This window comes from Pediococcus acidilactici (genome assembly GCA_024970065.1).
GTDB lineage: Bacteria > Bacillota > Bacilli > Lactobacillales > Lactobacillaceae > Pediococcus > Pediococcus acidilactici_A.
This window is the reverse complement of sequence record CP103908.1, coordinates 54,402-74,459: the sequence shown is the minus strand read 5'-3', so window position 1 is coordinate 74,459 and position 20,058 is coordinate 54,402. Positions and strand designations below refer to the sequence as shown.

19 protein-coding genes and 1 pseudogene are annotated in these 20,058 nt (G+C 41.6%); 8 read left to right on the top strand and 12 right to left on the bottom strand.

Features of this window, described 5'->3' with window-relative positions:
* Window positions 1–89 precede the first annotated feature (89 nt).
* Both NYR25_00300 and NYR25_00295 read left to right on the top strand, forming a co-directional pair.
* Window positions 90–977, top strand: a complete 888-nt coding sequence (locus NYR25_00300; protein UWF33884.1) for a LysR family transcriptional regulator — start codon at window positions 90–92, stop codon at window positions 975–977.
* A 54-nt stretch (window positions 978–1,031) separates the two neighbouring features.
* The gene (locus NYR25_00295) at window positions 1,032–1,262 is read left to right on the top strand and encodes a hypothetical protein (protein ID UWF33883.1); all 231 of its coding nucleotides are present in this window, start codon (window positions 1,032–1,034) and stop codon (window positions 1,260–1,262) included.
* Between the two features lie 306 nt (window positions 1,263–1,568).
* Here the strand turns inward: NYR25_00295 and NYR25_00290 are convergent, their stop codons facing one another.
* From NYR25_00290 to NYR25_00270, 5 genes are read right to left on the bottom strand one after another with little or no spacing between them, the layout of a single operon-like run.
* Window positions 1,569–2,321, bottom strand: coding sequence for an ATP-binding cassette domain-containing protein (locus NYR25_00290; GenBank protein ID UWF34742.1), 753 nt, complete (start codon window positions 2,319–2,321; stop codon window positions 1,569–1,571).
* Between the two features lie 17 nt (window positions 2,322–2,338).
* A complete protein-coding gene (locus NYR25_00285; protein UWF33882.1) occupies window positions 2,339–3,331 on the bottom strand; it encodes a MetQ/NlpA family ABC transporter substrate-binding protein in 993 nt (330 codons plus the stop codon).
* A complete protein-coding gene (locus NYR25_00280) occupies window positions 3,328–4,080 on the bottom strand; it encodes an ABC transporter permease (protein UWF34741.1) in 753 nt (250 codons plus the stop codon). Before NYR25_00280 ends, NYR25_00285 begins: the two co-directional genes overlap by 4 nt.
* A gap of 53 nt (window positions 4,081–4,133) precedes the next feature.
* Window positions 4,134–5,837 carry an FAD-dependent oxidoreductase gene (locus tag NYR25_00275; GenBank protein ID UWF33881.1) on the bottom strand — a complete coding sequence of 568 codons (1,704 nt, stop codon included), beginning with the start codon at window positions 5,835–5,837 and terminating at the stop codon, window positions 4,134–4,136.
* Between the two features lie 22 nt (window positions 5,838–5,859).
* A complete protein-coding gene (locus tag NYR25_00270; protein UWF33880.1) occupies window positions 5,860–7,122 on the bottom strand; it encodes a YeeE/YedE family protein in 1,263 nt (420 codons plus the stop codon).
* Window positions 7,123–7,274: 152 nt separating this feature from the next.
* On the opposite strand from NYR25_00270, the gene NYR25_00265 reads away from it, so the two are divergent.
* Window positions 7,275–8,300 (top strand): LysR family transcriptional regulator, encoded by a 1,026-nt coding sequence (locus NYR25_00265; protein ID UWF33879.1) that lies wholly within the window; start codon window positions 7,275–7,277, stop codon window positions 8,298–8,300.
* Between the two features lie 199 nt (window positions 8,301–8,499).
* Here the strand turns inward: NYR25_00265 and NYR25_00260 are convergent, their stop codons facing one another.
* The 5 genes from NYR25_00260 to NYR25_00240 all read right to left on the bottom strand — a co-directional run bounded on the left by NYR25_00260 (window position 8,500) and on the right by NYR25_00240 (window position 12,700).
* Window positions 8,500–9,069, bottom strand: a complete 570-nt coding sequence (locus NYR25_00260) for a CadD family cadmium resistance transporter (GenBank protein UWF33878.1) — start codon at window positions 9,067–9,069, stop codon at window positions 8,500–8,502.
* Window positions 9,070–9,144: 75 nt separating this feature from the next.
* Window positions 9,145–9,576, bottom strand: coding sequence for a universal stress protein (locus NYR25_00255; protein UWF33877.1), 432 nt, complete (start codon window positions 9,574–9,576; stop codon window positions 9,145–9,147).
* Window positions 9,576–11,168 (bottom strand): Nramp family divalent metal transporter, encoded by a 1,593-nt coding sequence (locus tag NYR25_00250; protein ID UWF33876.1) that lies wholly within the window; start codon window positions 11,166–11,168, stop codon window positions 9,576–9,578. Before NYR25_00250 ends, NYR25_00255 begins: the two co-directional genes overlap by 1 nt.
* Before the next feature lie 147 nt (window positions 11,169–11,315).
* Window positions 11,316–12,002, bottom strand: coding sequence for a VIT family protein (locus NYR25_00245; GenBank protein UWF33875.1), 687 nt, complete (start codon window positions 12,000–12,002; stop codon window positions 11,316–11,318).
* An 8-nt stretch (window positions 12,003–12,010) separates the two neighbouring features.
* Window positions 12,011–12,700, bottom strand: a complete 690-nt coding sequence (locus NYR25_00240) for a VIT family protein (protein ID UWF33874.1) — start codon at window positions 12,698–12,700, stop codon at window positions 12,011–12,013.
* 383 nt (window positions 12,701–13,083) lie between these two features.
* Here NYR25_00240 and NYR25_00235 point away from each other — a divergent pair, with 383 nt between their 5' ends.
* The 3 genes from NYR25_00235 to NYR25_00225 all read left to right on the top strand — a co-directional run bounded on the left by NYR25_00235 (window position 13,084) and on the right by NYR25_00225 (window position 15,968).
* Window positions 13,084–13,611: a CvpA family protein gene (locus NYR25_00235; protein ID UWF33873.1), complete on the top strand. Its 528-nt coding sequence runs from the start codon at window positions 13,084–13,086 to the stop codon at window positions 13,609–13,611.
* 16 nt (window positions 13,612–13,627) lie between these two features.
* Window positions 13,628–13,861, top strand: a complete 234-nt coding sequence (locus NYR25_00230; protein UWF33872.1) for a hypothetical protein — start codon at window positions 13,628–13,630, stop codon at window positions 13,859–13,861.
* Between the two features lie 316 nt (window positions 13,862–14,177).
* Window positions 14,178–15,968: a glycerophosphodiester phosphodiesterase gene (locus NYR25_00225; GenBank protein UWF33871.1), complete on the top strand. Its 1,791-nt coding sequence runs from the start codon at window positions 14,178–14,180 to the stop codon at window positions 15,966–15,968.
* Between the two features lie 304 nt (window positions 15,969–16,272).
* On the opposite strand, the gene NYR25_00220 is transcribed toward NYR25_00225, so the two are convergent.
* The gene (locus NYR25_00220; protein UWF33870.1) at window positions 16,273–17,544 is read right to left on the bottom strand and encodes a cation:dicarboxylase symporter family transporter; all 1,272 of its coding nucleotides are present in this window, start codon (window positions 17,542–17,544) and stop codon (window positions 16,273–16,275) included.
* A gap of 187 nt (window positions 17,545–17,731) precedes the next feature.
* On the opposite strand from NYR25_00220, the gene NYR25_00215 reads away from it, so the two are divergent.
* Complete coding sequence (locus tag NYR25_00215) at window positions 17,732–18,265, top strand: GNAT family N-acetyltransferase (GenBank protein ID UWF33869.1); 534 nt, start codon at window positions 17,732–17,734, stop codon at window positions 18,263–18,265.
* A gap of 144 nt (window positions 18,266–18,409) precedes the next feature.
* On the opposite strand, the gene NYR25_00210 is transcribed toward NYR25_00215, so the two are convergent.
* A complete protein-coding gene (locus NYR25_00210) occupies window positions 18,410–19,255 on the bottom strand; it encodes a hypothetical protein (GenBank protein ID UWF33868.1) in 846 nt (281 codons plus the stop codon).
* 595 nt (window positions 19,256–19,850) lie between these two features.
* On the opposite strand from NYR25_00210, the pseudogene NYR25_00205 reads away from it, so the two are divergent.
* Window positions 19,851–19,994, top strand: a pseudogene (locus tag NYR25_00205) (transposase).
* Window positions 19,995–20,058 lie beyond the last annotated feature (64 nt).

Here is a 20,058-nt window from a genome sequence, read left to right as displayed (position 1 = left end):
CTATAGTTTAGCGGGGTTCTATAGTAATGTTAAATACTTATTAAACATGATTTTTGATAACTTTTTGTTATAGTTAGGAGCTAACCACCATGGATATTCGCGTATTACGCTACTTCGTCACCATTGCTCAAGAATTAAACATGTCCCGGGCTGCCGAGTTACTCAACGTTTCCCAACCCGCACTTTCTCGCCAAATTGCTGACTTGGAAGACGAACTCGGGGTTAAACTTTTTCGCCGGGAGCACCGCCATTTGGCCTTAACTCAGGAGGGGCACTATCTTCTGGGCCGTGCCCAACAGATTGTGGGGTTAGTCAATAAGACTACCTATCACCTCCAAAAACAAGACGTGATCAGCGGCACGATTGAAATCGGCGCCGGAGAAAGCATCGGGATCACGCCCCTTATGGAAACTCTCCACCAGATCATGCGCCAATATCCGGAAGTTCGGGTGAATTTACGGAGTGGCGATTATGAGGACATTTTAGCCGGATTAGATGCCGGGCTTTTGGAATTCGGCGTTCTCATGGGCTACCATAACCTCAATAATTACAACACCCTCCAGCTTCCCGAAGAAAATCGGTGGGGCGTGCTAATGCGGGCGGAGGCCCAGCTTGCTGAAAAGGACGTGATCCAACCAATCGACTTGGTCGGCCGTCCGCTAATCACCTCCCGGCAGGCCGCACAACGGGGGACTTTCCAAATCTGGAGCGGGGAACTTTTTAACCAGCTCAACTTTGTCGGCACGTACAACCTCATCTTTAACGCTAGTCTGCTAGTTCAAACGGGCGCGGTAATGGCGCTGACCTATGATAAATTAATTGATCATTACACTACCAAGGATGGCCTCGTTTTTCGGCCCTTGGCGCCCGCGGTTGTGGAACCTAACACCCTGGTGTGGAGCAAAAATCACCAGTTACCTAACTTAAATCGCCTATTCTTAGATACTTTGCAAAAAGAAATTGCTAATAATGATTAGCAGCTTGCACCATTAACCTTTAATAGTGTTAAGCTAGAGGCGGAGGCGAGGTTTATGGTTCAAATTAATTGTCGTACCAACGTTGCTAACCAAGTTGTACGGGCTTCCGATCATTCGGCCTGCTTGGTCACCGCAAAACCAGATTCAGAAAATAAATTCTATTTTCATTTTTATGGTAACTACCATCCAAGTTTTGCCGTGACCCGGACTGCCCAGCAGGATCACCTACAAGTTCGCACTGACGGGGTTACCCGCCGGGAAACTTTCCAAGTTAACTTTGTTTAATTTGGGTAATCGTCCAAATCTTGTGCAGTCACCACAGGCTCCAAAATCTTCGCTATTCGCGATAATAGCGGGGATTTTTGTCTTCCTTAGAAATTAAAAAACGATTCAATACGAATCGTTTTTGGCCGGAATTATTTTTTCAAAACATATTAAATATCCTACTTAAAATGGTAGCAAGTCATCAAATGATTGTGTTATACTCTAGATGCAATCATGTGGCAAGCATAGAATCACCAAGACCCCGACTACTACCACTAGTCGGGGTCTTTTTTTGCGCTATGTATTTAGCGGGTGGGCTAGTCTAATTTACTTAATCATATCCAAGAGTCTTTGCCGAAAAACCACATAATTATTATCAAGTGCTAATTTACCTATTTCCTTTCTAAAATAGGGATTACTCGTATTTTGTACAATGGTTGCTGATGTAGCATCCAAACTATTTAATACAATTACATTTTGTCCTAAATATATTGCCTCATCAATATCATGAGTAATAATGAACACGCAATTTTTAATCTTCTCCCATAACCTAAACAGGATTGCATGCATTTCTTGCCTTGTAAAGTTATCTAACGCACTAAAGGATTCGTCTAGCATTAACATGGCTGGATGATTTATAAAGCTGCGTGCTAAAGCAACTCTTTGCCTTAGCCCCCCTGATAATTCGTAAACATACTTGCGTTCATATTCATCTAGACCAGTCTCTTCTAATAAAACCTGAAATTCAGCTTTGAATACATGCTTATCCAAATTTCTAACTTTTGGACCGAACAAAATATTTTCGGCCACATTTAACCATGGATACAATGCCATATCCTGAAAAACTACTCCCCTTTGCCAACTTGGACCCGTAATTTTCTCACCCTTCATGAACATAGCACCCTTTGTTGGCTGTAAATAACCGGCAGCAAGGTTAAATAACGTACTTTTTCCAATCCCAGAGGGACCTACTAACACGTTTATTGAATTTTCTAATAACTCCAAATTTACGTTTTCTAATACTAGCTTTGGTTCATCTTTATACCTAAAATCAACGTTTTTTGCTTCGAACAAGCTCATTTTCTCTTCTCTAACTTTCACTGCAGATATTTTGTACTAATAAATTGTCGGCATTTTTGCTCATCAGGTTGCTTACTAATCGTCTGCTGCTGATACATAAAGTCAGCCGTTTTAAAAAATTGCCTAATAAACTCACCTTTCAGAAGACGTGTTTGCTCTTCTCTAGAAAGCCATTGCGATGTTCCAATCTGTTTTCTAGTAATTGTCGTATTAACTCCTAATCCTTCCGCAGTCCGCCTGTAAATTACCTTACTATCAGATTGATATTGCTGGTGCTCCTTATTTAAAACCCTTAAAATAGTTTCTAGAATTTTAGGTTCTTTTTTAATAAATTGGTCAGTCGCAAGCGTTACATTAGCAGTCATTATTCCACTTTGAGCCAAAGTCCCGCTATCAACTACCTTACAACCGTCATTTAAATTAGATAAGCTTGGCTCCCAAGTATAAGCTGCATCAATATTTTTTTGTTTCCAGGCTGCTACAATTTCCGTTGTTTGCATATCGTAAAGCTTAACTTTCCCTATTAAATGATGTTTTTTAAGCAACATCATTAAGCTGTAATGTGAGGTCGATGCAAAAGGTGTTGCAATACTTTTGCCTCGTAAGTCATCCCAATTACTAAACTTAATTCCCTTTTGCAAAATTAACTGTTCATTACTACCGATTACATCATTAAGCCAAATTAACTTTACTGGAATCCCCACCGACATAGCTACTACAGCATTAGTGTGTCCCATCGTTGCCATCTGGATATCATTTGACATAAGTGCCTTATTAGCATCCACACCCGAATCAAAAGTAATAAATTCTGGCCTATACCCCTGCTTTTTCAATGCACTAACTAAAGTGTGATCTTGCCTTGCGGTTAAAACATCATTAGGGACGTTAAGTACTCCAATTTTTACTGTTCGTAACGTTTCTTTCGATGTTTTCTGACAGCCATTTAATAATGGAGCGATTCCCATCACTGTGATAAAAATTAAAAAGATTTTTAAGGTTTGCTTTCTCATTTTTCACCGCTCCAATGAACAATCCTTCGTTCTAGGAGACGGATCAAATAATCTATCAACATCCCTGTGACACCTAATAGGATTATTCCCACAAAAATCACATCACTTTTTAGATAATGAGAAGCATCAATTACCATCCAACCTACTCCAGCAGAAGATGCAATCATCTCTGCCGAAACAATCGTAGTGTACGCAACCCCCACAGCAGTTCGAAAACCAGTAAAAATGTCTGGAAGTGAAGCTGGAACCACAATTCGATAAAAAATCTGCTCTTTAGTTGCACCTAATGAAGATGCACTAAGTAAATATTCCCTATCTAGTTTCCTAACAGCATCATACGCCGAAAGATAAATTGGTGGTAACGCTGCAAAAAATAGTAATGTTATTTTAGATGTTTCTCCAATCCCAAACCATAATATCAGCAGCGTGTAGTATGCTAAAGGAGGAATTGGTCTTATAAATTGGATAATCGGGTCAATTACGGTACTTAGTGAAGGCAAGTAACCACTACTCAACCCTAAAGGAATACCAATTATTACCGCAACGAAAACTGCAACCGCTAACCGCCCTATTGTAATTAAATAATGACTAAGCAACGGAATACCATTATACCCATAGAAAATTAAGTTTAAAAATGCGTGTAGTACTTGATTTGGTGATGGCAATAGAACAGGCGAAACCAATCGTAAAGAAGTTATTGCTAACCAAACTAGAATAAATACGACCAATGAAGCTAAGTTTAAAAAGATTCGCTTTCCTTTCAATTCATTACCTCAAATCCTATGCTTTTAACTACTCTAAGTTATAATAAATCGAAACGATAGTTAGTTACTATTGGCTCTCTTTGTTGAATAACATCTTCATAGTATTCAAACTCGCAAATATTCAGAAAAGATCCTGCAATATTATAAACTTGTTCGTATCCTAAATTAGTTAGTGCACGTACAACATTATAACTTCGCTGGCCACTTAAGCAATGGATGTAAACCGGTTGATACTTAGGAATTTCATTAAGATGTTGTCGAAACTCGCTCATGGGGATATTCTTAGCCGTTTTTACATGTCCCTCTTTATATTCGTCTCTCTCACGTACATCGATAATTAATGCATTTTGCTCTATCAATGTTCTAACTTGGCTAACTGAGATTTGTTTAAATTCATTGTTTAGTACATTAGTTGCTACCAAACCGACCATATTTATGGCATTTTTTGCCGTAGAAAAAGTTGGCTGATAGCATAGTTCAAGAGTTTCTAAATCTTCAATATACCCACCATGAGAAATTTCCGTGGCAATAATATCGATTTGCTTATCAACGGCGCTTTCACCAATTGCTTGTGCTCCTAAAATTTCACCACTTGGATAAGCAAATATCAACTTCATATACAAAGGACGTGCATTAGGAAGTAATGGTACGTGGTCTTTTGGAATAACCATTGCCGTCCGATAACTAATCCCATTTTGCCGACAATCTTTTTCGGTTAACCCTGTAGACGCAACATTCATTTCAAAGACTGGAATACATTGAGACCCAATTACACCACGATTTTTTATAGGGCGTCCATACATGTGGTCCACTGCTTGACGTGCTTCAATTTGAGCTGGAAATGCCAAACTTAAACGTGTAGGCTTTCTTAATAGCTGATGATATACTTCAATTGCATCACCAACCGCATGAATATGTGGCAAATTAGTCTCATAGTTTTGGTTAACCTTAATTCCTCCAGTTTCACCGATTGTAACACCGATTTTTTCGGCTAGTTCAGTGTTAGGGCGAACTCCAATTGCTAAAATAACTGCTTCAGCTTTTAACTCTTTGCCAGAATCTAAGATTATTGTATCGTCACGAATTTCAGTTAAGGTATCATTTGTAACTAAATTAACATGATGATCCAATAGCGTTTTTTGGATAATTTGAGCCATGTCTAGGTCTATTGTCCCTAAAACATGCTCAGCGCCTTCAATCAAACTAACGGAGTAACCTCCTTGTACTAAATTTTCAGCCGTTTCAATTCCAATAAAGCCTCCACCAATTACCGAAACGTTTTTAACTTGATGCTTTTCCAAAAATTCCCGAATAGATTTAATATCTGTCACATCACGAATTGTAAAAACATTATTTTTACTAATTCCTTCAATTGAACGTGGACAAATTGGCACAGCACCCGGTGACAAAAACAGTTCATCATAAGAGTATTTTTGTATTTCACCACTAATAACATCCTTTACAGATACCATTTGTTCAGCTACATCTACATCTACAACTTCATGATTAACAATTGCATCAATATTATATTGTTTTTTGAATTGGATAGGCGACATTAGCACTATATCATCAGCGTTAGGGATTACGTTAGAAAGATGATACGGCAATGAACAATTAGAAAAGGAGACATCTGGTCCTTTTTCAAATATCTTAATATCAGCAGTTTCGTCTAACCTTCTAACTCTCGCTGCTACAGATGCCCCACCAGCAACGCCACCAACAACTATAATTTTTTTACTCATTTTTTTCGCCTCGTTTTATTTTCTACGCATAAACTCTCTTTGCAAACATATTTCCCAAAACTCCTCCTGCTACTAGAAATGCTAGGAATATCCAACCTGAAATAGAAAATTGTGCAATTGGACTATACAGTGCTCCTACATTACAACCATTAGACAATCGAGTACCAAAGCCCATTGCTAAACCACCAGCCGCAAACATCGACGCACTCTTCAGAGTAAGACTAGTCGTTGCGTGTAAAGTTTTCTTTAATAATCCTGAAGTTAAAATATAAATCAATGTGCCAAGAAAAATACCAAAGTTCTGTACAGTAACTGGATTGCTAAGCAATGGAGCAGAGAATGTGCCAGCTGGTAAATGTGCGAATTGAGATAAAGCATTGTCTGATACTCCAAAAACATTTAAAAGTTTTCCCATCCAAAGTCCATAGGGTGTTGACGCCCCCCAACCACTTCTCGTAATCCCCATCATTAAAACAAACACAATCATCATCCCAAATGCGCCCTGTTTCAAAGTCCAAGGTTTTTCTAACAAGTAACGATAAGTTTCTTCATTACGCAAAGAGAATGTTTTAGCATCAAAATCTTCTGGATGATCTTGAACATTTTCAGAAGGTATTACATGATAATCATCAGCTAACTTCCGTTTCTTTTCATATAAATACGACAAATAAATAACTAGTCCTGCTAGCAAAGCAGTTAAAACTACTGCTCCTAAATAACCATTCATTCCATCCCATTTGAACAGATCTGGCATATAAACTCCGTTAGCAAACTTAGTTCCCGTTGGTGAAGTCCACCATGAGTTTTTTACCCATGATTGAACTTGAAAAGGAAATCCAATGAATACACCTATACAGAAAAATATCAACGTCACTCCTGCGCGTGGTGCGTCAGTTGCTAAATCCGTTAAAACTCCTGATGCACAACAAGATGAAAAGGACATCCCAATTCCAAAAAGAATTCCACCAATTAATAAACCTAAATTAATAGGATTTACCCATAGTGCATACATGGTAATGTTTTGTGTAAACATTAAAAAGCTAACGTTAGCTAGTGCCGTAATAAAAAACATAAACATCATTGTGCGCATTAGTTTTGTTGACCCATTTTTATAGGCTCTGTTAACGCTTCCAGCAAAGCCTGTATAAGATCTGGACAGTATATAACCTAGTGCTAGGCCTAATAGGAGCCTAATGAAATGCATATTCGATGGTAAAATCATTGGCGCTCCCACTAACAAAATTAAAAATAATATAAATCCACTAATTCGATCTAGCCGTAACATCTGTTTTCCTCCATTCTAATAAGGTCACCGTTTCACAATGTATATTGTACTTTCATTCACATTATCTTAAAATGGTGAAAGTAGAATACAACTATAACCAAATAGTTATGCTTAAAAAGTGTAGACTTGTATATAATTGAACTTAGTATTGATTGTTTTTAAAACCACAAGCAACAGATGTATACAGTATTGTTATAAGATTTCGTTTTGTTAGGTGGGATAATATCAAAGATGCAGATCTATTATTAACTTATTTAAAAGCCGTTTTAGCTGGTGGCAGCCTCACCAAGGGAGCTGAGAATTTGTTTGTTTCTCAACCTTATTTAAGCAAATATATTAACAATGCTGAACAAGAGCTTGGCTTTAGGTTACTCAATCGAAAAAAGAGACCAATTTCGCTAACTCCTCAAGGTGCAAAATTCATTCAAGGTATTGAGACTCTAAATATTAGTTATCAAAAACTAATTAACGAAGTGACTGAGTTAAGTAATCCTCCTCAATCAAGAATTAGACTGGGAATTAATCAATCAATGGCAAGTATTATCCTACCTCCGTTAATTTATCGGTTTAAACGCAAATACCCACACCAAAAAATTTGGATTACAGAAGATCGTTCAATTAACTTAGAAGAATTATTGCTCCAAAAAAAGATTGATATGCATATTAGGATGCTCCCAATTTTTCCAAGCGAAATATCTTTTAAGATGTTAAGTGAAATCCCCATTTATTTAGTGATAAACAAATCTTGTCCACTTTTCGAAAAGGGAAAGACTACTATTGAAACGTTAAACATTCAAAATATCCATTTAATTAGCTCTGAATTTATCACTATAGAATCTGGTTCTGGATTTATGCGCTTAATCGAAGTATTTATGTCCCAAAATGACCTAAACATTCACCCCACTTTCGAAACTAAATACATTGAAACTGCTGCTAACCTTGCTTATCAAGGACTAGGATGTACTTTCATTCCACAATTTTTTGTTACCAATAAGTTCAACGCTTCGTTATGTAATGTAATTCGCATACCCATGGAACAAATTTCTCTGAAGATTGTTTTATCTTACCTAGAAGGTGCCGTTTCTGAACAAACTTTAAATAGCATTCTAAAATTAACTAACGTTACTGACTTAGTTAGCTCAATGAATAACTACCAGTATCGAGAAATTTTAAAATAAAAAAATCAAACCTTTCCAAAAGATTCAGTACTTTATTACAGTGACTCCACATTTCAATCTACCCTCTAACCCGTTAAAATGTACGTACCATGTGGCAAGCATAGAATCACCAAGACCCCGACTAGGACCAGTAGTCGGGGTCTTTTTTTGCGCTATGTGGGTGCATCATTTCAATTTTACTTTTCTTATCAAATATCGGTTATCCAACCAACCGAATTAAATGGGTCACTAAGCCGCTGTCCCAGAAAACGTACAGCCCGATCAACACATAGCAAACCTTCATCAGTTTCTCGCCATATTTTTCCATCACTTGGCTGACAAGCGGATTTTTGCTAAGTAAATTAATCGCGAGGACGGCCACTACGCTCAATCCCAAGATCAATAACAGGGCAACGAAAAATTCAGCAAGCTGGGCGTGCATTAAAACTGGCAAAAAGATTGCCAAGTTGCATCCCGTGCAAACGGAAAGATAGGTCACCAAAACCGTCCCAACCGCCGAAGCACCGGACTGGGTCGCATTAATTTCGTCATCGTCATCCTTAATTGCTAGGTAAATCGGCAAGAACCCGAGCACTCCCAGTAACCATTCTGGCAAAAAGACGGAGAGGGTTTGACCAATTAAATAACTCGCCGTCACCAATAGCAAGGTCCCCAACAAATAGCCACCTAAAACTGCGGACAACCGGTACTTGCGGACCAAAAACAACAGCATAAAAAAGAAATCTAAATTGACGCTAAGAAAAGTTAGTCCAATAATTACAAAATTCACTTTGCTCCCCCGTTCGTAAAAAAAGAGGACGGTGCCAATTGCTTTGCCGTCCTCCTAGATTGATTAAAATTTAAATTACCGCACGACCGTTACCGTAATCGGAGCGTATTTGGCCATGTATGCGGCTTGGCTCCCAAAACGACGGGCAATACCCTTTTTCGATTCCGCGCCAACTACCAATAAATCTGGTTTAACCGCGGGAATTACCTCTTCAACAATCGTCTCACCGGGATCGCCTTCCGTCACCACGCAACGGACGTTGGTAACGCCAGCATCTTGCGCCTGCTTTTGGTAGGTCAAAATGTGTTGTTCTAATTCAGCTCGTTCCCCATGAATGTAATCCTTGTCGAGGGCTTGGAACACGTTCATTTCGTCGTTTTCCAGCACCGAAACAATCACCAATTCACGGTTCGCATCTTTCGCCAAATTAATTGCGTAGTCAAAAGCCAACAAAGCGTCTTTAGAGTCGTCCACTCCAACTAAAATTCTTTTCACATCGAAGGCCATTATGCCGCCTCCTTTGCGTTAGCTTTTTCTGCAAGTTCAAGTTCGTAACGTTTATTTCCTTTATACAATTCAATTACCGTCCACGCGAGTAGCGCCAAAACTGCCACGATTAACGCGTAGGCAATGTCGTGAGCCATGCTGATTTCCGCTGCGCTGGCATTTTCGCCGAAGAAGGCCGCGATTGAATCTGGTAATCCAGTTAGGTTCAAGTAAGTTAAGAAGATTACCGAAATCCAGCCTAAAATTCGAACAATCCAGCTGTTCTTAAACCGGTCGCCCATTTCTACGCGACTGTCGGTCATCATCAGCAACGGCACCATCGAGAATGGTAACGCGAAGGCCAAGAAGACCTGCGAGTTGTTCATCAAGTTGTTGAGGGCTTCGTGTTCTTGAATGTCGCCCTTACCACTAGTTAACATTACACAAATTAATACGGGGACTACCGAAATCAACCGGGTAATCAAGCGCCGGGCCCATAACGGCATCCGCATGTGTACGAAACCTTCCATGATTACTTGCCCGGTCAGCGTTCCGGTGATGGTAGAATTTTGACCCGAAGCCAAGAGGGCTACCGCAAAGAGGGTCGATAGAATTCCAGTCTTGGCAACCCCAATCAAAATTCCGTTACTCAATGTCGAAGTGTCGTTTAGCGCGTGGAACAACCCGAAGAAGGACGGGTCTTGCACGGCGCCGGTCTTAAATACGGCCACTCCCATTACCAACAACAGTGCGTTAACCACGAAGGCAAACGATAACTGAATGTTGGAATCCCAAGTAGAAAACCGCACGGTCCGTGCTACGTCTTCTTCATCGTCGTGGTTGATCTTCCGCGTTTGCGAAACTGCCGAATGCAAGTACAAGTTATGCGGCATTACGGTAGCTCCGATGATTCCTAGCGAACCGCTCAACGGGGTCATGCCACCCACCGTTGGGGTTGTCGCAAATGCTTTAGTCGTTGGAATCAACCCGCCAAACACTGCGCCCCAGCTCGGATGCGAAAGGGCCACTTGGTAGACGAAGACGACCAAAATCACCATGATTAAACAAACCACGATGGCTTCGATTTTTCGGAAACCGATCTTGGTTAACAATAATAGCAATAATACGTCAAATACGGTGATGAATACCGCCACCACTAGCGGAATATGGAATAACAAATAAAGCGCGATTGCCGCCCCGATAACTTCTGCGATATCGGTCGCCATGATCGCCAACTCCGTTAATATCCACAAAACGATTCCCAATGCTCTACTGGTCCGCGCCCGAATTGCTTGGGCGAGGTCCATTTGACTCACAATTCCCAGTTTAGCCGCCATGTATTGTAACAACATCGCGATTAAACTCGAAATCAAGATAATCGACATTAGCATGTACTGGAAGTTTTGCCCCCCAGTGATTGATGTTGACCAATTACCAGGGTCCATATAACCTACCGCAACTAATGCGCCTGGCCCCGAATACATAAACAAAGTTTTCCAAAAACCAATATTTTTAGGAACCTTGACCGTCCCGTTAATTTCCTCTAGGGATCGGCCGTTTGCGTACGAAATTAATTTTCGCCGCTTCTTAGGGTTCTTGATCTCGTTACTCATTTTAAATTCCTTCCTTTCCTCAATCTTGAACCACAGCAATCATAACATATAAGATTTCTTTGACAACCCCGCAAAATGCCTTTAGACGGGCATTCATTGGCTGGATTCACTTTATAAATCAAGTTTGGAAGCGATTTTTCGAGCTTGTTAAAATAATTTTCCGATGTAGTAATGGATAAACATCGTGATGATTCCGACGATTACGTTGCGGATGACCGCTTTTTTCGGCAACCCATTTCCGAGTTTGGAACTCAAAAAGCCGGTTAACGCCACGGAAATCACCGTCGCAATGATGGTCGCCTGCATTTTAAAATCACTAGGTGCCAGGGTCATCGCCACTAAGGGAAAGACTCCGCCCAGCGCGGCAGAAAATAGTGACGAAATTGCCGCGCCCCACGGAGTTAGGTATTCGTCTAAATCCATGTCGTAACGAACGTCGACCGCCGTCTTTAACGGCGCAGAATCCATTAACGAACGGGCAATTTGGTGCGCAGTCTCTTCCGAAACCCCTTTTTCCATGTAAAAATCCGCCACTAATTCGTATTCAGCTTCTGGATCGGTTTTTAACCGGAGCTTTTCTTCCCCCACGGCCGCTTTTTCGGTATCGCGTTGGGAACTTACCGAAGCGTATTCCCCTGCCGACATCGAAAAGGCGCATGACAAAAGGTCGGACAACCCAGCGATAAAGATGATGAACGGGTTGGTGGTGGCCGCGACCACACTAAATAGAACCCCGACTACCGTTAAAATTCCGTCGTTAGCGCCCAGTACGCCGGCCCGCAACATGTTTAATTTATTGTCCATACTCATTTTAGTTTTCTTTTTCATGGTCATTCATCCCCTTACCGCGCGAATAGTGAGCCAATCAGGTAGGTCGCGCCCATCGTTAATAGTCCGGCAATCACGTTACGGACGACCGCCCGCCGACGAACCGCTTTCCCAATCACCGCCGCAGCATAACCGGTAATTGCCAGGGCAACCACCACGGAAACTACGGTCAGGGGGACCCGAATACTATGCTTGGCAAACGTAATCGTCAATAACGGCAATAGCGAGCCCAACGAAAAGGCGATCATGGAAGCAATCGCCGCTTGATAAGGGCTGGTGAAGTTGTGCATGTCAAACCCGTAACGTTCTCGCACGGTCGTTAGGAGGGCATCTTTTTCCATCATTTCCCGGGCCGCCTTTTGAGCTAAGTCCTCGGGAATTCCGGTTTTAGCGTACTTATTGGCTACAAAATCGAGTTCCTTTTGGTAGTTATCTTCAAGTGCTTGCCGTTGGTGGTTAACCGCGTTTTCCTGCGAGTCCTTTTGGGAGTTAACCGAAACGTATTCGCCCATCGCCATGGAAACCGTCCCGGCTAACATCCCCGAAATCCCGGAAATAAAAATTGCAAAGCTATTGGTCGTTGCCCCCGCAACTCCCAACACAATTCCGGCTACCGAAAGGATCCCGTCGTTGGCACCCATTACGCTGGCCCGAATTACGTTAATTTTTTGTGCTAACGTATTTTGCTTCGCTTTTTTAGTCATTCAATTTCTCCCCAATCCGTTCGCTAATTTTAGAATCGTTTTAAACTACCAACCAATTTTACTTCTTCGCCTGGGGATTTGTAAAGATGCTTTTCTCAAGAAGCACAAATTCGGCCTTTTAGGGGATTATCGGCCATTCTCCCACCGATTGAAGTTAAATTTGAAGTTCATTTTTAACTTAAATTGAACTTCAAACGCACTAATTAAACTTGAAGCATGGTGTTTTTTCCTCTATAGTGGTTATTTATATAAGGTGTTTCTTTTTTGGCACGACTTTCTCTCCAGCTGCATTAAACCATGGAGAGCCCGAACCCGTGCCTAGCTAACCCCACCATTTACTCAGCTGTGGTTAGTTAATAAACCAAATCAACAAGGAGCTTTTAATGCTACTATCGTTAATTTTAATCTTAATCTTGATTTCGGCATTTTTTTCCGGCTACCGGCGGGGATTAGTCGCTGAAATCATTTACCTAGTGGGTTATTTAGTTGTGTTTGCGGCAGCCAAGAATTTTACCGCGCCCTTTGCCGAATTTCTTTCCCGTACTTTTGGGAACGGAAGCCATGATCCCCTAACTAACCTAACCACGATGAATGCCGTTTCCTTCATCTTTTTGATGTTAGTAGGTTGGATTGTGATCCGCTTGATCGTCCGCTTTTCGCAAATGATTACTTGGTTACCGGTCATTCACCAAGTCAACGGCCTAGCTGGGGCGGTAGCGGGATTCGTGATCAGCTACCTGATCACCTTCATCGTCTTAAGCATCAGTCAATTTGTGCCGAACGATTTTTACCAAGAACAACTTTCCCAGTCGATTGTCGCGCAAACAATTTTGGCAAAAACGCCGGCCATTTCTTCTAAAGTGATTAATAATTACATCTTAGATACGCCGCAAACGCGTGACGTACTTTAATTAAGGAGCTACGAGCATGGACCTTACAATCATTAAGAAATACATCGCGACCTACCTTTCGTCCCCAACCACCCGCTTGACCACGGTCGATACGCCACAGGTTGGAATCAAGGTCGTTAAAGACGAAGAGGAAACTTTCTTCTACCCCAACCCAACAGAGCCAGCCACCTTTTACGAAGAGTTTGGTAAGCAACGTTATCTGCACCGGTACGATTCGGTTAAGAAGGAGTTTACCACGCAAGAATTATAGTAATTGAATAATTAAAAGAAAATGCGCCAAAAGTCGGATAATTGGTGAGCATTAACTGAAAAGCGACTATTATGCTAATTTAAGGATAATGGTCGTTTTTGGGTTAAACCTCCCGAACTGACTTTTGGCGCATATTTTGGCTCTATTAAAAGCAAAACGCCCCAATTTCTTCCGCCTCTGTTCAATTCGATTAAGCTTAACCCCACGCTCCGTGGTCCGCAATCCCCCACTTCTCCGTCCGCCACCTCCTCACGTTTTAAATACCGCACTTTCTCTGCTAGAATAACAGGAAGAACAGTTATTTAGGAGGCCCTTTATGGCGAGCATCACCAACACGTACCGTTTCATTTTCAAACATTTAATTAGCTACCTCAGCCTATTCATCACCAGTATCGTGGTGATTTACGCGGGGATTATCCCGCTCTTCACCTTGATTGGCAGCATCATGTTGCGCCTGGCGGGGGTTCGCTACCTTTCTAATACCAACTTCATCGAGGTGGTGACTAACCATCCGTTTTTGGACATCGGGTGTTTGCTCCTGATTCTCGCCGTAATCGTCGCCATTTACTGGCAGGTGATTTTCTTATTCCTCGGGACGATGCAGATTAACCAAGGCAAAAAGCTAGCCTTAAATTCGCTGATCACCCTCTCTCTTCAAAGGGTGCGTCATACCTTTGGTCGCGCGGTGGGTTACCTATTAATCTATTGCTTAATTATCCTGCCGTTTGGCGGACTTGGGATTTCCACCCCGCTGTTAAACAAAGTCCGGGTGCCTGATTTCATCATTAACTACTTCTTATACGAAAATCGGCCCCTCCTGTTGTTGCTGATCCTGATTTACTTAATTACCTTTTACCTAGGTATCCGCTTCTTCCTGGCGCTCCCGTTGATTATCTTGGGGCGTAGTACGGGACGGCAAGCCGTTCACCAGAGTTGGCAATTAACTAAGCTAAACTTCAAGTCGATCGTTAAGCAATTGGCCCTGTTGATCGTGGTTAACGTAGGGCTTTCCATTTTGGGACAAGCACTTATTTTGGCGCTCCAGGCCCTAGCCGACCACCATCTGCCCGCCACATGGGACTATTGGGCGGCGTCCGTCAACCTCCTCTTAATCGAGCTGGTACTTTTGCTGATGAGCATTGCCTTAGGAACCGGCTCGTTGATGATTATGACTGAGCAACTCCAAAACCAAACCCGTTTCGTACGGAGCAGCCAGCAGTTGAGTAACCAATTACAAAAACTCAGCTACCAATCGGGTAAACAGTGGTGGTTTAAGGCATTAGCTGCGGTTTTACTCTTGGGAATCCTCGGCTTTAATGCACTTTACCTGAACGGCTTTTTCAGTTCTACGCCGCTGACCATTTCCCACCGGGGCGTTAACGCGAAAAATGGGGTGCAAAACACCATTCCAGCTTTAGTTAACACTAGCCGGTTGCATCCTGATTTCATCGAGATGGATCTACACGAAACTAAGGACCACCAATTCGTGGTAATGCACGACGAGAACTTAAAGCAACTAACTGGCGTCAACAAACGACCGCACGACTTAACCCTTCGGCAGATCACCCGTTTAACTGCCCGGGAAAACGGGGCTTCCGCGAAAGTTGCCAGCTTTGACGACTACTTAGCGACTGCCGAACGCTTGCACCAGCGCTTACTGGTGGAACTTAAGACCACGAAGCGGGATTCTCCCGATTCGATTACCACCTTCAACAAGCGCTACGGAAAACGGCTGGTGGCTAACCATGACGAGGTCCACAGCCTAGATTACGATGCCGTCGAAAAGTTAAAAACCTTGAACCCTAAGCTTCAAGTTGGTTACATTCTGCCATTTAACTTCATCGGCGTGCCGCAATCTAAAGCCGATTTTTATACGATGGAGCATTCTACCTTGAATAACTCCTTCTTAATCACCGCTCAACTCGCCGGACGCAAGGTTTACGCTTGGACGGTTAACGACCGCGACGTCATGGCCAAACTGACCTTCATGGGCGTTAACGGGATTATTACCGATAACTTAGAAACCCTTCAGCGCACGATTCAACAACTTAATCACCACCCGAACTACGTTAGTCGACTGCTGAACTTCACGGTTGAATTAGGGTAAATAAAAAAGGTTGAGGAAAAATTCCTCAACCTTTTTTGTTCTAGTCGTTAGATTCAAAATGGAAGTATATTTCCATTTAGTAGTAATTTTGTAAAAAATGGAAGTATACTTCCATTTTTAATCATTGAAAGTAAACTAAGGAGGTCTTCCTGCTCTTGATTTAATTGGTTATGCTGCGCAGCCGAAACGTGCTCCACAACCCAACTTCTTCCGGTTAATAAAATCCCACCGTCAATCGCATAAACCGCGATTAACGGTGGGATTCAATTAATCCTCGGATGTTACCCGGGTTGTTCCGCACTCTCTATAAATTTCCCACATACTTCCGGTGTTTTTCTTCGTCGAATTCGCCCTCGGACTTGCCCATTATAATGGCTGCCAATGAGTTTCCGACCACGTTTACTGCCGTCCGGCCCATATCGATGATCCGGTCTACACCAGCGATGAAGGTCAATCCGCTCATCGGTACGCCAATCGTTGCTACCGTCGCCAACAGTACTACGAAGGAGGCCCCTGGAACCCCGGCCATTCCCTTCGAAGTGATCATCAAGACTACCAACAACGTAATTTGGTGACCAAGCGTCAAATGAATTCCGTATGCTTGAGCTAGGAATAGTGCCCCGACCGCCTGGTAAATCGCCGAGCCGTCCAAGTTAAACGTGTAACCAGTAGGGATTACGAAGGAAACAATTCCTTGGCTCACCCCGTATTTTTGCATTTTATCAATCATTTTCGGTAAAGCCGCTTCCGAACTAGCCGTCGAAAACGCCAAAATCAACTCGTTTTTAATAACTTTCAGGAGTTCAAAGAAGTTGATGTTGTGGAACTTCGCTACTAGCCCTAATACCACTAGGACAAAGAAAAGCATTGCCACGTAAGTAATTAAAACAAACAGTCCTAGCGGTTTTAAGGCGTCAATTCCCATTTGGGCAATCGTTACCCCGATCAACGCACAGACCCCAATTGGGGAAAGGTGCATGATCCAGTTGGTAACCTTAAACATGACCTCTTGCACAGCGGTAAGCGCGTCAATCAAAATCTGCCCCTGCTTGCCAATGGCCGTTAGTCCCAAACCAAAGAGAACGGAGAAGAAGATGACTGGCATCATGTTACCTTCCGCTAACGCCGAGAAGATGTTCGTCGGGATAATGTTCATAAGCGTGGCCCAAATCCCGCTATTGGATTTGGCAGCTTTAGCCGTTTCCACGTAAGAACTAATATCCGTGCTTTGCAAGCTATGAATGTCAATGTAAGTTCCCGGATGAAAAACGTTAGCAAAGATCATGCCGACAATTAACGCAATCGTGGTCAAAACTTCGAAGTAGATCAAAGTCTTCAACCCGACCCGGCCAAGTTCACTAACGTCACCCATTCCGGCGATTCCGACGGTTAAACAGGAAACCACGATCGGCAAAACAATCATTTGAATCATGTGAATGAACATGGTTCCTAGATTTTGCATGACCGTGATAGCAACCTGATTATGGTAAAAACTAGCGCCTAAAACGACACCCAAGATTAGACCAATTAGAATTTGCCAACCGAGGGTTAATCTCCAGTTCCGAACTTTTTTCATGCTTCCACCCCTAAATTCTTTACTATCTACATATATTAGCATATTTAACAGGTTAATTTTACCCTTGAATTTTCCCAGAGATGAAATATACCAAATGAATTCGTTTTCACGAAAAATTTTAGGGTGACATCTCTGCAAAATTAGGTTAGAATTATTTTTTCAGAAAAAGAAAATGGAGACGGAAATTATGACAACATCTTATTTGCGTAGAGCAACTAAGGCTGATTTGCCAGCCATTTTAACAATTATTAATGAAGCTAAGGCTTATTTGAAGGAACAGGGGATCAACCAGTGGCAAGCTGGCTATCCTACTAACCAAGATATTGAAAAGGATATTGAGCAACAAATTAGTTATGTATTAATGGTCGATGGACAGATTGCTGGTACGGCCGCATTGTGGCCAGATAACGATGTTAACTACGACGACATTAAAGAAGGTAGTTGGCGGGGCAACCCGGACGACAAATACATGTCAATTCACCGGATTGCAATTTCATCGAAGTTCCGCGGTCAACGTCTATCCGAGAAGATGATGCAAGGGCTCTTCACCATTAGTTCTTTACTTGGTTACGACGAAGTTCGCGTCGATACCCACCCGCTTAACAAGGGAATGCAAAAGGTCATTACCAACAATGGCTTTGAGTATCGTGGGATTATTGACTTCATTGACGAAAACGAAGTCGACAACAAACGTTTCGCCTACCAATTGTATTTAAAATAATACTATTAAAAAAACGTCGATTAGCCCAAAAACGGACCAATCAACGTTTTTTATTTCACTTCCAAACACTTTTCTTCCTATATTAATGTTTTATTATTTTGTATTTTGAAATGATTTTACAGCCTAACTTCATTTTGTAGCTCCTCAATAACGGTACATAATATGGTTTGTTCCTAATTGAGCACTGCCTGCGTAGTTCCCAATCAAGTCCCAATTAATTGGACTTTCCGGATCAACTAACGCCATTTTAAACGGGTAGTAATCAGTCGTGTCGGGAATCACTTCATCAAAGTCTGTAACCGCTCGACCAAGATTTAAATTCAGAAACGCAGTGGTAGTTTTATTTCCATATTCCAAACTCGCATCACCAACATGCAAAATTAAATTGGTACCATCATATGAAAAATCTTCATTCGTGTAGGACCATATCAATCCTAACGGCCCATTCACAATACTGCCGTTTCCATTGAAATACCTTGTCCACTGTCCTGACTCACTAATCTTTTCAAACAAGCCCCGAAATGGTTCTGGAACGCGAATTACTAAATTTACAAGATCAAAGTTATTCGAGCCGCTTCCCGAATAATTAAATTGCAGACCTCCGCTATAAGTACCATCGCCATTCTTAGCTAATCCGTAATAAGCACCCCCAGTAATTTTTAAATTCCCCTGCTCTAAGGCGCTCTCTAAGTTGGTTTTCTGCGTTGCGACGGTTTTTGCTTTATCAAGATTTTGGGAATTCGTGCTCCCCCGACTTAGACCGTGCCGTTGTGTGTTAGTGCTTTCTGTAACCTTTGTCATAGTTTCGCTGCGAGGCGCATTAACCGTAGCTGCCCTTGCTGAAGCATTGGATTGAGCCATTCCAGTCCCAAGCATTGCCAGCATTACTGCGGAAACGAAAATCCAGCGCTTATTCCGTTCAGCCACCCAATAATTACTAACTTTGCGCTCTGTTTCATTACTAAAGTACTTTTTAAACCCCTTATACATTTGGAAACCTCCTCTAATCATTAATTTAAAGTTATTGAAATCTTTCGTTACACATAATCTACCGCATGCATTTACCGATTATTGATAACGCTTTCATGATAATCTATGTGGGATTTAATTGTCAAACAATACGCGTAAAATAATTTGATTTGGTTAGATTTTTCACAACCCAATTACAAAGGCATTCCCGTTAATCACCAAAACCATTCATTCGATTATTTGGGTTCTACAATATCTATTGCTGATGACAGATTTTTTGTATGCTTAGGTATATAAAAAAACGGACACTCACTGTCCGTTCAGAAAAAATCAACCACGACGAAGATTTTCAGAAAGAAGTGAATGTCCTTATGTGCGATGATGCTACTAAGCTTTTGTTAGGTATAGATGATAATCATATAAAAATTAAAAATGGTGCTCGAAAATGTGATGGAGTTATTCGCTTGAAAGACACTTTAAACGTTATGATCTAGCAGCTAGGAAAAATGTCAAAATCATTGTCACAGATATGAACTATACTTACCCAAAGTTGACTAAAACCATCTTTCCAAATGCGGTTGTTATCGTAGATAAGTTCCATATCGTCACACAACACTCAAATGGACCTTTAGAAGGATTAAATAATAAAATTAAAGCTATTAAAAGAGCTGGTTTTGGCTACCGAAGTTTTTTTAAGTTTAGGATTAGAGTACTTTACGTTTTCCGCATACATACTAAAAAAGCCCTAATCACCAAGTGATTAGGGCTTTCAAAATTTAATTCACCAACAACAGTTGACGAAGAGCCCACAAAAAAATACCTGC